The sequence below is a fragment of the Citrobacter sp. Ca225 genome (assembly GCF_030337175.1).
Taxonomy (GTDB): Bacteria; Pseudomonadota; Gammaproteobacteria; order Enterobacterales; family Enterobacteriaceae; genus Citrobacter_A; species Citrobacter_A amalonaticus.
Genome location: NZ_JAOWCD010000099.1, coordinates 293,303 through 306,294, shown reverse-complemented (window position 1 = coordinate 306,294; position 12,992 = coordinate 293,303). Strand labels below are relative to the sequence as shown.

Here is a 12,992-nt window from a genome sequence, read left to right as displayed (position 1 = left end):
TGCACGAATTTACACACTCTGTGGACAGTCTTGCAAAGCGTAACCCAAATAACGTCTATTATTATAGACAGTTAACGACCCAGGAGGCGAAACGATGAACAAGGTTGCTCAATACTACCGTGAACTGGTGGCGTCATTAAGTGAACGTCTGCGCAATGGCGAGCGTGATATCGATGCGCTGGTGGAACAGGCGCGGCAGCAGGTTTTGCAAGCCGGGGAGTTAACGCGAACCGAAGTGGACGAACTGACGCGCGCTGTCAGACGTGACCTGGAAGAGTTTGCCATCAGCTACGAAGAGAGTCTGGAAGAGGAGTCCGACAGCGTCTTTATGCGGGTAATCAAAGAGAGCCTGTGGCAGGAACTGGCGGATATCACCGACAAAACGCAGCTCGAATGGCGTGAAGTGTTTCAGGATCTAAGTCATCACGGGGTATATCACAGCGGCGAAGTGGTGGGCCTGGGCAATCTGGTCTGTGAAAAGTGTCATTTTCACTTGGCGGTGTATACGCCGGATGTGTTGCCATTGTGCCCAAAATGTGGACACGACCAGTTTCAGCGTCGTCCGTTTGAACCGTAATCTAGTCTGATGCCGAGGTTGACGCATCTTATCAGGCCTACGGTGACTCATTACGTAGGCCGAATAAGCGTCAGCACCGTCCGGCATTGGTCATGCGTAAAACTGTAGCCGTTCTGCCAGCAGGTCTACAAATCCCTGACGATCGACATCCACCATCACGGTGGCATTCGGTTTATTGCCCGTCAGGAAGTAATAGTCCACCACGGTCATCCCCTGAGTGTATTTCCCCTGAGTTTCCACCCCAACCCAGCGTTCAACGGTGGTAAACAGTTCGGGTTTCAACAGCCAGGCGATGGTGCACGGGTCGTGCAGCGGTGCGCCGGTAAATCCCCATTTCTCGTCTTTATGATACTCGAGGAAGAAGTCGAGTAGTTCAGCAACGATCGTGGAAACCGGGTTACCAATGGCGCGGAAGCGTTCGGTATCTGCGACATGAATTTGTGCATTATGCGTGACGTCCAGACCGGCCATCACCACCGGAATCCCCGACTGGAAGACGATTTCTGCGGCTTCAGGGTCGACATAGATATTGAATTCGGCGGCAGGCGTCCAGTTGCCCAACCCCATCGCGCCGCCCATGATCACGATACGGGCGATTTTGTCACGCAGTTCAGGATGGCTGTTCAGCAACAGTGCGACGTTGGTTTGCGGCCCGGTTGAGACAAGGGTGACCGGTTGTGTGCTCTCGCGCAACGTCTTTGCCATCAGCTCAACGGCGGTGCATGGCTGCGGCGCAAAGGCGGGTTCCGGTAGCGCCGGGCCATCCAGTCCGCTTTCACCGTGGACGTTATCGGCAATGATCAATTCACGCATCAGGGGCTTGGGCGCGCCGCCCGCCACTGGAATGTCCGTGCGGTTCAGCAACGTTAACATTCGCAATACGTTGCGTAGCGTTTTATCGGGTGTCTGGTTTCCTGCGGATGAGGTGATGGCTTTAACGTCAAGTTCCGGTGAGGCGAGGGCGAGAACCAGTGCGATCGCGTCATCATGACCCGGGTCGCAATCTATGATTATTGGCAGTGCCATTGTTGCTCCTTATGAATGCTACATTGTGGCAAGGGTAACGCTGGGGTGAAAATGATTCGAGGAGCGAGGCAAGAAAGCGTGAGATGGCGCGCACTCTGACATGCGCGCCGAAAAGATTAATGCAGGATTTTGGCGAGGAAGTCTTTTGCGCGTTCGGATTTCGGGTTAGCGAAGAACTCTTCTTTCGGTGAGTCCTCAACGATTTTCCCTTCGTCCATAAAGATCACCCGATTCGCCACTTTGCGGGCAAAGCCCATTTCATGGGTCACCACCATCATGGTCATCCCTTCGTTGGCCAGTTCAACCATAACGTCCAGTACTTCGTTGATCATCTCTGGATCAAGCGCCGAAGTGGGTTCATCGAACAGCATGGCGATAGGATCCATACACAGCGCGCGGGCAATCGCCACACGCTGCTGCTGGCCGCCGGAGAGCTGCGCTGGATATTTATTGGCATGCGCGGCAAGGCCCACGCGTTCCAGCAACTTCTGCGCTTTTTCACGCGCCGGGGCTTTATCACGCTTAAGCACTTTTACCTGCGCCAGGGTCAGGTTTTCAATAATCGACAGATGCGGGAACAGCTCAAAGTGCTGGAACACCATCCCGACGCGTGAGCGTAACTTCGCCAGATCGGTTTTTTTGTCGTTGACCATAATACCGTTCACGGTGATTTCACCTTTTTGCACCGGCTCCAGGCCGTTAACGGTTTTGATCAGCGTCGACTTTCCGGAACCTGACGGGCCGCAGACGACCACCACTTCGCCTTTTTTCACTTCCGTGGAGCAGTCGGTCAGCACCTGAAAGTGACCATACCATTTAGAAACATTTTTCAGGGTAATCATTAAACTGTCCTTTTCTTCAAATAGCTGACCAACAACGATGCGCTCAGGCTGATAACAAAGTAAACGGCACCGGCAAACAGGATCATTTCGACCTGTGTACCATCACGCTCGCCAATCGTAGACGCAGTGCGGAAGAAATCCGCGAGACTTAAGACGTACACCAGAGACGTATCCTGGAACAGGACGATGCCCTGCGTCAGCAGCAGCGGTACCATCGCGCGAAACGCCTGCGGCAAAATGATGAGCTTCATTGACTGCCAGTGGGTCATCCCCAACGCCAGCGCCGCACTTGACTGTCCGCGGGAAATACTCTGGATGCCCGCACGGATAATTTCGGAGTAATAGGCGGCTTCAAACATCGAAAATGCGACCATTGCCGAAATCAGGCGAATATCGGTTTTCGGTGACAGCCCCAGTACATCCTGTAATAGCCCCGGCACAATCAGATAGAACCACAACAGTACCATCACCAGCGGGATGGAGCGGAAGACGTTAACGTACGCTTTAGCAAACCAGGCGACAGGTGCAAAACTGGAAAGACGCATAACGGCGAGAATAGTGCCCCAGACAATACCGATAATCACCGCGGTGACGGTAATTTTCAGCGTAATGAGCAGCCCATCCAGCAGATAGGGCAGGGAAGGGACAATTGAACTCCAGTCGAATTCGTACATTATTTGCCTCCCAGATTGCCAGGCAGGCGGATTTTACGTTCCACCAGACTCATCACCAGCATGATGAAGGCATTAATCAACACGTACGCCAGGGTAATGGCGGTAAATGACTCCCAGGCATGCGCCGAGTAATCGAGCAGCTTCCCGGCCTGCGCGGCCATATCGACCAGACCGATGGTCGAGGCGATGGCGGAGTTTTTCACCAGGTTCATCATCTCAGAGGTCATCGGCGGGACGATCACGCGATAGGCGTTAGGCAACAACACGTAGCGGTAGGCCTGCGGCAGGGTCAGTCCCATCGCCAGCGCTGCGTTTTTTTGACCGCGTGGCAGTGACTGAATGGCGGCACGAACCTGTTCGCAAACGCGCGCGGCGGTAAACAGCCCCAGACAGAGCATGGACGAAACGAAGAACTGAATATTGGGATCCAGTTCTGCCTTAAACCACATGCCAAGATCTTCTGGCAGCAGTTCAGGCACCACCAGATACCAGGTGAAGAACTGGACGATCAGCGGTACGTTACGGAACAGTTCTACATACAGGGTGCCGATCCCGGAAAAGAAGCGATTCGGGACGGTGCGTAAAATGCCAAATAAAGAACCGACCAGGAAGGCAATGATCCAGGCGGTGATGGAAAGTGCGACGGTAACCTGGAAACCGCTCCAGAGCCAGCCGAGATAGGTGGTGTTGCCGAATGGGGCCTGTTGTAAAAAAATGCCCCAGTTCCAGTCTATTGACATACATCTACTCCGAAAAAATAAGGGTAGCAGCGCTACCCTCGAAGATTGTTATCCAGCGTACTTCGGTTTTCAGGCCTGATGGGGAACGACCATCAGGCATATAGTCTGTCCGTGCTGCATAGCAATCGAGAGGGCAAGGAGTTCCCGCCCCATTTCGTTCTAGTTAGTTAAGTGCTTTATCATTCGGTTCTTTGAACAGCGCTTGCATTTCGTCCGACAGTTCGAAGTTCATGTTCAGGTTTTTCGGTGGGATCGGATTTTTGAACCACTTATCAAACCATTTCGCGGCTTCGCCTGAAGTCTGCGCCTGGGCGATGGTGTCATCCATCAGCTTTTTGAACTCAGGATCGTTCTTACGCAGCATGCAGCCGTAAGCTTCCTGAGACTGTGGTTTGCCGACGATTTCCCAGTTGTCCGGTTTCTTCGCCTTCGCGCGTTCACCGGCCAGCAGGGCATCATCCATCATAAAGGCAACGGCGCGACCGCTTTCCAGGGTACGGAAAGAGTCACCGTGGTCTTTAGCGCTGATGATACGCATATCCATTTTTTGCTCGTCGTTCAGCTTGTGCAGCAGAATTTCAGAGGTGGTACCTGAGGTGACAACAACCGCTTTGCCTTTCAGGTCCGGGAAGTCTTTAATGTCGCCGCCTTTTTTCGCCAGCAGACGGGTGCCGACGACAAAGATGGTGTCAGAGAAAGCGGCCTGTTTCTGGCGCTCAAGGTTGTTGGTGGTGGACCCGCACTCAAAGTCGAAAGTGCCGTTTTGCAGCAGCGGAATACGGTTCTGCGACGTAATCGGGATCAGCTTCACCTGCAGATCGGGCTTGTTCAGCTTCTTCTTCACGGCTTCAACGATGGCGTTGGAGTAATCCTGAGAATAACCCACCACTTTCTGCTGATTGTCGTAATAAGAGAACGGCACGGAGGATTCACGGTGACCGACGACGATAACGCCGTTTTTGGCGATCTTGTCCAGCGTGCCGCCTGCGGCAGGGGCCGCATCTTCCGCATGTACCAGACCGGCTGACATTCCCATTACCAGCATTGCTGCGGCTAGCTTACGTAATTGCATATCCAACTCCTTATCGTCTGCGCCGTCGACGCAGTGATACCTATTGTGAGTGTCTGTGTTGTTATCACCTGCAACTTAAGCGTGCAGTGTTTTACCTGTTTGTTAACATTTAGTCTGGCTTAATGTAAAGATATTGCTGCGTTATTGTTTATTTTTGCGAAGTGCGCCGCACCGTTTAGAGGCAAAAATCCCTCGTTGCACCGTTTCGGTGCTACTGGTGAACTGCTTTAGTGCGACGACGTTGCGCTGAACGCCAAAAACAGGTTTGCCTTTGTTAACAAAGCAATAGGCGTGCCAGAATGGAAGAAGAGGATGGAGAATGGTAGGCCGGATAAGACGCGTAAGCGCGGTTATCCGGCCTGATGCAGGGAGAAATCGATTATTTACGACGTTGACGCAAACTCATTAACACGGCGGCAAAACCGAACAGCGCGGTCAGGAACCACAGCGGCCAGTTGCCAGTGCGAGCATATGGCGTTAAGCCTGTTGTTGGCGTTACATCGGCGGTTAACACCTGGCGCGTAAATTGCGGGATCATCGCCTGAATCTCGCCCTGCGGACCAATCACCGCTGTAATACCGTTGTTAGTACTGCGCAGCAGGGGGCGTGCCAGCTCCAGCGAGCGCATCCGCGCCATCTGGAAATGCTGCCAAGGACCAATCGACTTACCAAACCACGCATCGTTGGAGATGGTTAGCAGAAAGTCCGTGTCCGGGCGGAAGTTATCGCGTACCTGTTCACCCAAAATGATCTCGTAGCAAATCGCGGCGGTCAGTGCTAAACCGTGCGCATGCAGCTGCGGCTGAATGTACGGGCCACGGCTGAACGAGGACATCGGCAGGTCAAAGAACGGCGCTAAGGGGCGAAGAATGGATTCCAGCGGCACAAACTCACCAAACGGCACCAGATGGTTTTTGTTGTAGCGGTTGGTGGAGTCATAACGGTAAGGATTGTCTTTCCCCAACGTGATGATGGTGTTGTAGGTGTCGTAACGGTTCTGCTTGTTCAGTCGCGCATCGACAATACCGGTAATCAGCGAGCTGTTCTTCGAACGCAACAGGTCATCCAGCATGCCCAGAAAGCGCTGCTGGTTGATTTCCAGATCCGGAATGGCGGATTCCGGCCAGATGATCAGCTGCGATTTCCCCATTTCGGGCTGCGTCGCATCCAGATAGATCTTGAGCGTATTCATCAACTGGCCTTCGTCCCATTTCAACGACTGCGGGATATTGCCCTGAACCAGCGACACGCGGGTTGTTCTTTCCGGCTCCAGGGTGAACCACTGGATATAGCGCAGTGGGAAAGGGAGCGCGAAAAGAACGATGGCGACCACCAGCGGACGCCAGTTACGGCTGACCAGCGAGAGAACCAGCAATCCGCTGACCATCATCAACAGGAAGTTTATGGCTTCGACACCCATGACCGGTGCCAGCCCTTTCAGCGGACCGTCGATCTGACTGTAGCCGAACTGCAGCCACGGAAATCCGGTCAGCACCCAGCCACGCAGAAATTCCGTTAGCTGCCAGACCACCGGTGCGGCAATGGCAACCCGCAGCCAGCTGGTTTTTGGCCACAGACGCGCAAGTACGCCAGCAAACAGTCCGGTATACAGTGAAAGGTATGCCGCGAGCAGCACCACAAGGAAGACGTTCACCGGGCCTGGCATCCCGCCAAACTGCGCGATGCTGACGTAAACCCAGTTGATACCTGTACCGAAGAGTCCCAGTCCCCAGAAATAGCCGATAGCAGCTGACTGACGCGGGCGACGATTCAGGGTGAGTGCCTGCAAGCCCATCAGCGACACAATCGCAGCGGGCCAGATGTCATAAGGAGAAAAAGCCAGCGTACCGCAGGCACCGAATAATAACGCCAGCAGCAGGCGAATGCGCTGGCGTTCAAGTAATGAGGCAAAAGCCATTGAGTTCTTCTTCCCGTTCGGTGTTATTCGTCCAGTTTTGGCTGGGGGGAGTCATCCGGAATTCTGACGTGAACCTGAATAATACGACGGCTGTCGGCCATAGCCACTTTGAACTGGTAACCATCGATATCAATGGTTTCACCCCGTGCGGGCAGGTGACCAAACGCCTGCATCACCAGACCCCCAATGGTATCGACTTCTTCGTCGCTAAAGCTGGTGCCGAAGGCATCATTGAAGTCTTCGATCGGCGCGAGCGCGCGAATGGTCCAGGTATGGCGACTGAGCTGACGGAAGTCGATATCATCTTCTTCGTCGTATTCATCTTCGATTTCACCGACGATCAGTTCGAGGATATCTTCAATGGTGACCAGACCAGAGACACCGCCGAATTCGTCGATGACGATAGCCATATGGTAACGCTGAGAGCGAAACTCTTTGAGCATACGGTCAACGCGTTTGCTCTCCGGGACGACAACGGCCTGGCGTAACACTTTCTCCATGCTGAAGGCTTCGGCATCGCTGCGCATAAACGGCAGCAAGTCCTTGGCCATCAGAATCCCTTCAATGTGATCTTTGTCTTCGCTGATCACCGGAAAACGCGAGTGGGCGGACTCGATGATGACATCGAGGCATTCGTCCAGCGTCTGGTTGCGTTTCAGGGTAATCATCTGGGAGCGGGGAATCATGATGTCGCGAACGCGCTGGTCCGCAATGTCCATCACCCCTTCGAGCATATCGCGCGTATCTTCATCGATAAGGTCGTTCTGCCCGGAATCACGGATCAGCGCCAGCAATTCATCACGGTTTTTCGGTTCACCGTGGAAAAGTTGGCTCAGTAACAGGGAGAAAAATCCCTTCTTGCTGTTTAACGTGTCACTACTGTGTGAATTGTCGTCGCTCATGGCGTCGTATGGGTTCTCTTGTTAGTTAATCTCTTGCTCAATGCGCGCAAACTCAGCGCATGGCATCACCAGAAACCACCGGGCATTCGCCCGGTCGCTTATTCCTTCTCGGCAATGTACGGATCCTCATAGCCCAGAGCAAGCATAATCTCTGTCTCGAGGGATTCCATCTCTTCTGCCTCGTCGTCTTCGATATGATCGTAACCCAGCAAATGCAGGCTGCCGTGGACGACCATGTGCGCCCAGTGGGCATCCAGCGGCTTACCTTGATCCTGGGCTTCCTGTTCAACTACCTGACGGCAGATGATCAAATCACCGAGCAGCGGCATTTCAATCCCTGGCGGCGCTTCAAACGGAAAAGAGAGCACGTTGGTCGGCTTATCTTTCCCACGATAGGTCAGATTGAGGTCGTGGCTTTCGGCCTCGTCCACCAGGCGAATCGTCACTTCTGATTCTTCCTGAAATTGCGGGATAACCGCATTCAACCAGGCCTGAAACTGGCTCTCTTCCGGCAAACCGCTGTTGTTCTCACACGCCAGTTGCAAATCAAGGATCACCTGACTCATTTCTGTTCCTGTTGTTCCTGAGCTTCACGCTTGCGCTCGGCAGCCAGCTCGGCTTTACGTTTTTGTTCGGCTTCTTCCCAGGCTTCATAGGCGTTAACGATACGGGCTACCACCGGGTGGCGCACGACGTCTTCGCTGTGGAAGAAGTTAAAGCTGATCTCGTCGACCTCTGCCAGCACCTCAACGGCATGGCGCAGACCCGATTTGATGTTGCGCGGCAGGTCAATCTGTGTGACGTCGCCGGTAATCACCGCCTTCGAGTTAAAGCCGATACGGGTCAGGAACATCTTCATCTGTTCGATAGTGGTGTTCTGACTTTCATCAAGAATGATAAAGGCATCGTTCAGTGTACGTCCGCGCATATAGGCCAGCGGAGCCACTTCAATCACGTTGCGCTCAATCAGCTTTTCAACTTTCTCGAAGCCGAGCATTTCGAACAGGGCGTCATACAGCGGGCGCAGATACGGGTCGACCTTCTGGCTCAAATCGCCTGGCAGGAAGCCCAGTTTTTCCCCGGCTTCAACCGCCGGACGGGTCAGTAGAATACGGCGGATCTCCTGGCGCTCAAGGGCATCCACGGCAGCGGCAACGGCGAGGTAGGTTTTCCCTGTACCGGCAGGACCGACGCCGAAGGTGATGTCATGGTCGAGAATGTTGGCGATGTACTGCGCCTGATTATGTGTACGCGGTTTAATCACACCACGCTTGGTTTTGATATTGACCGCTTTGCCGTACTCGGGAACGCTCTCAGCGCTCTGCTCAAGCACACGCGCTTCTTTAATCGCAAGGTGGATTTGTTCCGGTTCGATATCCTGCGTCTGGCCGCGCATCGGCGCAGTATCCACATACAGGCTGCGCAGGATATCTGCCGCAGCGGTGACGCAAATCGGGCGACCGGTCAGTTTAAAATGGTTGTCACGGCGGTTAATCTCGATGCCGAGACGGCGTTCCAGCTGTTTGATGTTGTCGTCAAACGGGCCGCAAAGGCTCAGCAGGCGGGCGTTGTCTGCGGGCTCAAGGGTAATTTCGCGAGTGTCTGTGTTCAAACTGTTCCTCTTATGCATAGGGAGCCGGAAGGCGAACATTCACCGGCCTGTCAGGAAATTATTCACGCCACGGGTGAAAGGCGCAAGCACTGGAATAAAGATGGGGGCGCAGAGAGGAAATACAAGAGCCTTATCGGGCCTGTGAAGCGTCGTGCTTTGTAGGCCCGATAAGCGCAGCGTTATCGGGCATTTTGACGTTTTCAGCAGAATTAAGGCTGCCAGAACCCGACGCCAATCTCGTTCTCTTTACGGGTTCGCGCAATCACCGATTCCGGGGTTTCTGCAATGCGCAGACCCATTTCGTCTTCGGTACGCACCACTTTCCCGCGCAGTGAGTTGGTCCAGACATCGGTAATTTCCACATCGACAAATTTACCAATCATCTCCGGCGTGCCTTCGAAGTTCACCACGCGGTTATTTTCGGTACGACCAGACAATTCCATGATGCTCTTACGCGACGTTCCTTCTACCAGAATACGCTGAACGGTGCCGAGCATACGACGGCTCCAGGCCATTGCCTGCTGGTTAATGCGATCCTGAAGAATATACAGACGCTGTTTCTTCTCTTCTTCCGGCACATCATCGACCATATCGGCGGCTGGCGTTCCCGGACGTGCAGAGAAGATGAAGCTGTAGCTCATGTCGAAATTAACGTCAGCAATCAGCTTCATGGTCTGCTCGAAGTCCTGGGTGGTTTCACCTGGGAAGCCGACGATGAAGTCGGAGCTTATCTGAATGTCCGGACGTGCCGCACGCAACTTGCGAATGATCGCTTTATATTCCAGCGCCGTGTGGGTACGTCCCATCAGATTCAGTACGCGATCCGAACCGCTCTGTACCGGCAGGTGCAGGAAGCTCACCAGTTCCGGCGTGTCGCGATAGACATCGATAATGTCGTCGGTGAACTCGATCGGATGGCTGGTGGTGAAGCGGATGCGATCGATACCGTCAATGGCGGCAACCAGACGCAGCAGGTCGGCGAACGAACCGGTGGTACCGTCGTAGTTTTGTCCGCGCCAGGCGTTGACGTTCTGGCCAAGCAGATTGACTTCACGGACGCCTTGAGCGGCAAGCTGGGCGATTTCAAACAGAATGTCATCAGACGGACGGCTGACTTCCTCACCGCGGGTGTAAGGCACCACGCAGTAAGTACAATATTTGTTGCAGCCTTCCATAATAGAGACAAACGCGGTCGGACCTTCCGCACGCGGTTCTGGCAGGCGGTCAAACTTCTCGATCTCCGGGAAGCTAATATCAACAACCGGACTACGGTTGCCGCGAACGGAGTTAATCATTTCCGGCAGGCGATGCAGCGTTTGCGGCCCGAAGATAATGTCGACATAATGCGCGCGTTGGCGGATATGATCGCCTTCCTGAGACGCCACACACCCGCCGACGCCGATGATCAGATCGGGATTTTTCTCTTTCAAGAGCTTCCAGCGGCCCAACTGATGGAAGACTTTTTCCTGAGCCTTCTCGCGGATTGAGCAGGTATTCAGCAGCAGCACATCCGCTTCTTCCGCCACATCGGTCAGTTGATACCCGTGAGTGGCATCCAGCAGATCGGCCATCTTCGATGAATCGTATTCGTTCATCTGACAGCCCCAGGTTTTAATATGGAGTTTTTTGGTCATCGACTTGCTCTTGCGAAATAGTGGCTGAATTGCAGGGCGCATAGTGTAATGCTTTGCTGCCCTGGTGACCAGTATGACCGTTATCAGCCTCAAGGGGTAAAAAATCCTGTAAACTTGTCTTATTCATGCAACAGGATGATTGACCATGACAAATCAACCAACGGAAATTGCCATTGTCGGCGGGGGAATGGTCGGTGGCGCACTGGCGCTGGGACTGGCACAACACGGCTTCACAGTAACGGTGATTGAACACGCCGCGCCTGCGCCGTTTGTTGCACACAGCCAGCCGGACGTGCGTATTTCGGCGATCAGCGCCGCCTCGGTTTCACTGCTGAAGGGACTTGGCGTCTGGGATGCCGTGCAGGGGATGCGCAGTCATCCCTATCGTCGACTGGAAACCTGGGAGTGGGAAAACGCACATGTGGTGTTTGACGCCAGCGAACTGAAGCTGCCGCTACTTGGGTATATGGTTGAAAACAACGTTCTGCAACAGGCGCTCTGGCAGGCGCTGGAAGCGCATCCGAAAGTGACGCTGCGGGTTCCGGCTTCGCTGATTGCGCTGCATCGCCATAACGAACGTCATGAGCTGGAACTGGCCGGTGGCGAGCGAATCACCGCAAAACTGGTGATTGGCGCGGATGGCGCAAATTCGCAGGTGCGGCAGATGGCCGGCATTGGCATTCACGCCTGGCAGTATGCGCAATCCTGTATGCTGATTACCGTTCAGTGCGAGAATGACCCTGGTGACAGCACCTGGCAGCAGTTTACGCCGGAGGGGCCGCGCGCGTTTCTGCCGCTGTTCGATAACTGGGCATCGCTGGTGTGGTATGACTCACCGGCGCGGATCCGTCAGTTGCAGGGGCTAAGTATGTCGCAGCTTCAGACGGAGATCGCGAAGCATTTCCCGGCGCGTCTGGGACAGGTGATGCCCGTCGCGGCAGGTGCGTTTCCGCTGACGCGCCGTCATGCCCTGCAATATGTGCAGCCGGGGTTGGCGCTGGTTGGTGATGCGGCGCACACCATTCATCCGCTGGCCGGGCAGGGGGTAAACCTGGGCTATCGCGACGTGGATGCGCTGATTGATGTGCTGGTGAATGCCCGCAGTTATGGCGAGGCCTGGGCGAGTCAGCCGGTTCTGAAACGTTACCAGACCCGGCGCATGGCGGATAACTTCATCATGCAAAGCGGGATGGATCTGTTCTACGCCGGATTCAGTAATGATCTGCAGCCGCTGCGAATTATTCGTAACCTTGGACTAATGGCGGCTGAACGCGCTGGCGTGTTAAAACGTCAGGCGCTGAAATACGCGTTAGGGCTGTAGCGTTGATAAAGGCCTGATGGCGGTACGCTTATCAGGCCTGTTCGTTGGTCACTAGTAGAAAAGCAAAAAGCTCGCCGAAGCGAGCTTTTCTGATGTGGCTGGGGTACGAGGATTCGAACCTCGGAATGCCGGAATCAGAATCCGGTGCCTTACCGCTTGGCGATACCCCAATCGTATGTCGGTTATCTCGCGCCGGACTCAGCCCGGTGCTTTACAGCCTGGAGATATCCAATAGTGCAGGACATCTTGAAATTTGGCTGGGGTACGAGGATTCGAACCTCGGAATGCCGGAATCAGAATCCGGTGCCTTACCGCTTGGCGATACCCCAACAAATTGTTTTTGAACCCGTTTAAAGAAACTAACGTGTTCTGAATATGGTGGCTACGACGGGATTCGAACCTGTGACCCCATCATTATGAGTGATGTGCTCTAACCAACTGAGCTACGTAGCCAGGGTGTTTCTTCGATGGCTGGGGTACCTGGATTCGAACCAGGGAATGCCGGTATCAAAAACCGGTGCCTTACCGCTTGGCGATACCCCAATGACCGTCGCGGTAATCCGCAAACTCGAAGAAAAATGGCTGGGGTACCTGGATTCGAACCAGGGAATGCCGGTATCAAAAACCGGTGCCTTACCGCTTGGCGATACCCCATCCGTGCAACGCTTTTATGG

General features: G+C 54.2%; 12 protein-coding genes and 5 tRNA genes. 2 read left to right on the top strand and 15 right to left on the bottom strand.

The window, feature by feature from the left end:
- Positions 1–94: 94 nt before the first annotated feature.
- Complete coding sequence (locus OGW13_RS20215; RefSeq protein ID WP_043001417.1) at positions 95–577, top strand: zinc ribbon-containing protein; 483 nt, start codon at positions 95–97, stop codon at positions 575–577.
- 90 nt (positions 578–667) lie between these two features.
- Here OGW13_RS20215 and rihA read toward each other — a convergent pair whose 3' ends face one another.
- The 10 genes from rihA to miaB all read right to left on the bottom strand — a co-directional run bounded on the left by rihA (position 668) and on the right by miaB (position 10,997).
- Positions 668–1,603, bottom strand: coding sequence for a pyrimidine-specific ribonucleoside hydrolase RihA (rihA, locus tag OGW13_RS20210; protein WP_287116412.1), 936 nt, complete (start codon positions 1,601–1,603; stop codon positions 668–670).
- A gap of 116 nt (positions 1,604–1,719) precedes the next feature.
- Complete coding sequence (gene gltL / locus OGW13_RS20205) at positions 1,720–2,445, bottom strand: glutamate/aspartate ABC transporter ATP-binding protein GltL (RefSeq protein ID WP_043001415.1); 726 nt, start codon at positions 2,443–2,445, stop codon at positions 1,720–1,722.
- Complete coding sequence (gene gltK / locus OGW13_RS20200; RefSeq protein WP_043001414.1) at positions 2,445–3,119, bottom strand: glutamate/aspartate ABC transporter permease GltK; 675 nt, start codon at positions 3,117–3,119, stop codon at positions 2,445–2,447. The genes gltL and gltK overlap by 1 nt, the downstream gene beginning before the upstream one ends.
- Positions 3,119–3,859: a glutamate/aspartate ABC transporter permease GltJ gene (gene gltJ / locus OGW13_RS20195; RefSeq protein WP_044256590.1), complete on the bottom strand. Its 741-nt coding sequence runs from the start codon at positions 3,857–3,859 to the stop codon at positions 3,119–3,121. The genes gltK and gltJ overlap by 1 nt, the downstream gene beginning before the upstream one ends.
- Before the next feature lie 163 nt (positions 3,860–4,022).
- Positions 4,023–4,931: an amino acid ABC transporter substrate-binding protein gene (locus OGW13_RS20190; protein ID WP_054176132.1), complete on the bottom strand. Its 909-nt coding sequence runs from the start codon at positions 4,929–4,931 to the stop codon at positions 4,023–4,025.
- Positions 4,932–5,310: 379 nt separating this feature from the next.
- Positions 5,311–6,849 (bottom strand): apolipoprotein N-acyltransferase, encoded by a 1,539-nt coding sequence (gene lnt, locus OGW13_RS20185; protein WP_044256589.1) that lies wholly within the window; start codon positions 6,847–6,849, stop codon positions 5,311–5,313.
- A gap of 23 nt (positions 6,850–6,872) precedes the next feature.
- A complete protein-coding gene (corC, locus tag OGW13_RS20180; RefSeq protein ID WP_043001410.1) occupies positions 6,873–7,751 on the bottom strand; it encodes a CNNM family magnesium/cobalt transport protein CorC in 879 nt (292 codons plus the stop codon).
- Positions 7,752–7,849: 98 nt separating this feature from the next.
- Positions 7,850–8,317 (bottom strand): rRNA maturation RNase YbeY, encoded by a 468-nt coding sequence (ybeY, locus tag OGW13_RS20175; RefSeq protein WP_061070379.1) that lies wholly within the window; start codon positions 8,315–8,317, stop codon positions 7,850–7,852.
- A complete protein-coding gene (locus OGW13_RS20170) occupies positions 8,314–9,363 on the bottom strand; it encodes a PhoH family protein (protein ID WP_287116411.1) in 1,050 nt (349 codons plus the stop codon). Before OGW13_RS20170 ends, ybeY begins: the two co-directional genes overlap by 4 nt.
- A 209-nt stretch (positions 9,364–9,572) precedes the next feature.
- Positions 9,573–10,997 (bottom strand): tRNA (N6-isopentenyl adenosine(37)-C2)-methylthiotransferase MiaB, encoded by a 1,425-nt coding sequence (gene miaB / locus OGW13_RS20165; protein WP_043001407.1) that lies wholly within the window; start codon positions 10,995–10,997, stop codon positions 9,573–9,575.
- A 145-nt stretch (positions 10,998–11,142) separates the two neighbouring features.
- Between miaB and ubiF the strand changes: the two genes are divergently transcribed.
- On the top strand, positions 11,143–12,318 hold the full coding sequence (ubiF, locus tag OGW13_RS20160) for a 3-demethoxyubiquinol 3-hydroxylase (protein WP_054176136.1): 1,176 nt from the start codon (positions 11,143–11,145) through the stop codon (positions 12,316–12,318).
- Positions 12,319–12,413: 95 nt separating this feature from the next.
- Here the strand turns inward: ubiF and OGW13_RS20155 are convergent.
- The 5 genes from OGW13_RS20155 to OGW13_RS20135 form a co-directional block, all read right to left on the bottom strand.
- Positions 12,414–12,488: transfer RNA gene (locus OGW13_RS20155), tRNA-Gln, on the bottom strand.
- 84 nt (positions 12,489–12,572) lie between these two features.
- A tRNA-Gln gene (locus OGW13_RS20150) sits at positions 12,573–12,647 on the bottom strand.
- 47 nt (positions 12,648–12,694) lie between these two features.
- A tRNA-Met gene (locus OGW13_RS20145) sits at positions 12,695–12,771 on the bottom strand.
- A 15-nt stretch (positions 12,772–12,786) separates the two neighbouring features.
- Positions 12,787–12,861 (bottom strand) — tRNA-Gln (locus OGW13_RS20140).
- A gap of 36 nt (positions 12,862–12,897) precedes the next feature.
- Positions 12,898–12,972: transfer RNA gene (locus OGW13_RS20135), tRNA-Gln, on the bottom strand.
- Between the last annotated feature and the right edge of the window lie 20 nt (positions 12,973–12,992).

What these genes read in the sequence shown, in the direction of transcription:
- OGW13_RS20215 (WP_043001417.1), top strand. Translation starts at nt 95, where the DNA reads ATGAACAAGGTTGCTCAATACTACCGTGAACTGGTGGCGTCATTAAGT.
- rihA (WP_287116412.1), bottom strand. Translation starts at nt 1,603, where the DNA reads ATGGCACTGCCAATAATCATAGATTGCGACCCGGGTCATGATGACGCG.
- gltL (WP_043001415.1), bottom strand. Translation starts at nt 2,445, where the DNA reads ATGATTACCCTGAAAAATGTTTCTAAATGGTATGGTCACTTTCAGGTG.
- gltK (WP_043001414.1), bottom strand. Translation starts at nt 3,119, where the DNA reads ATGTACGAATTCGACTGGAGTTCAATTGTCCCTTCCCTGCCCTATCTG.
- gltJ (WP_044256590.1), bottom strand. Translation starts at nt 3,859, where the DNA reads ATGTCAATAGACTGGAACTGGGGCATTTTTTTACAACAGGCCCCATTC.
- OGW13_RS20190 (WP_054176132.1), bottom strand. Translation starts at nt 4,931, where the DNA reads ATGCAATTACGTAAGCTAGCCGCAGCAATGCTGGTAATGGGAATGTCA.
- lnt (WP_044256589.1), bottom strand. Translation starts at nt 6,849, where the DNA reads ATGGCTTTTGCCTCATTACTTGAACGCCAGCGCATTCGCCTGCTGCTG.
- corC (WP_043001410.1), bottom strand. Translation starts at nt 7,751, where the DNA reads ATGAGCGACGACAATTCACACAGTAGTGACACGTTAAACAGCAAGAAG.
- ybeY (WP_061070379.1), bottom strand. Translation starts at nt 8,317, where the DNA reads ATGAGTCAGGTGATCCTTGATTTGCAACTGGCGTGTGAGAACAACAGC.
- miaB (WP_043001407.1), bottom strand. Translation starts at nt 10,997, where the DNA reads ATGACCAAAAAACTCCATATTAAAACCTGGGGCTGTCAGATGAACGAA.
- ubiF (WP_054176136.1), top strand. Translation starts at nt 11,143, where the DNA reads ATGACAAATCAACCAACGGAAATTGCCATTGTCGGCGGGGGAATGGTC.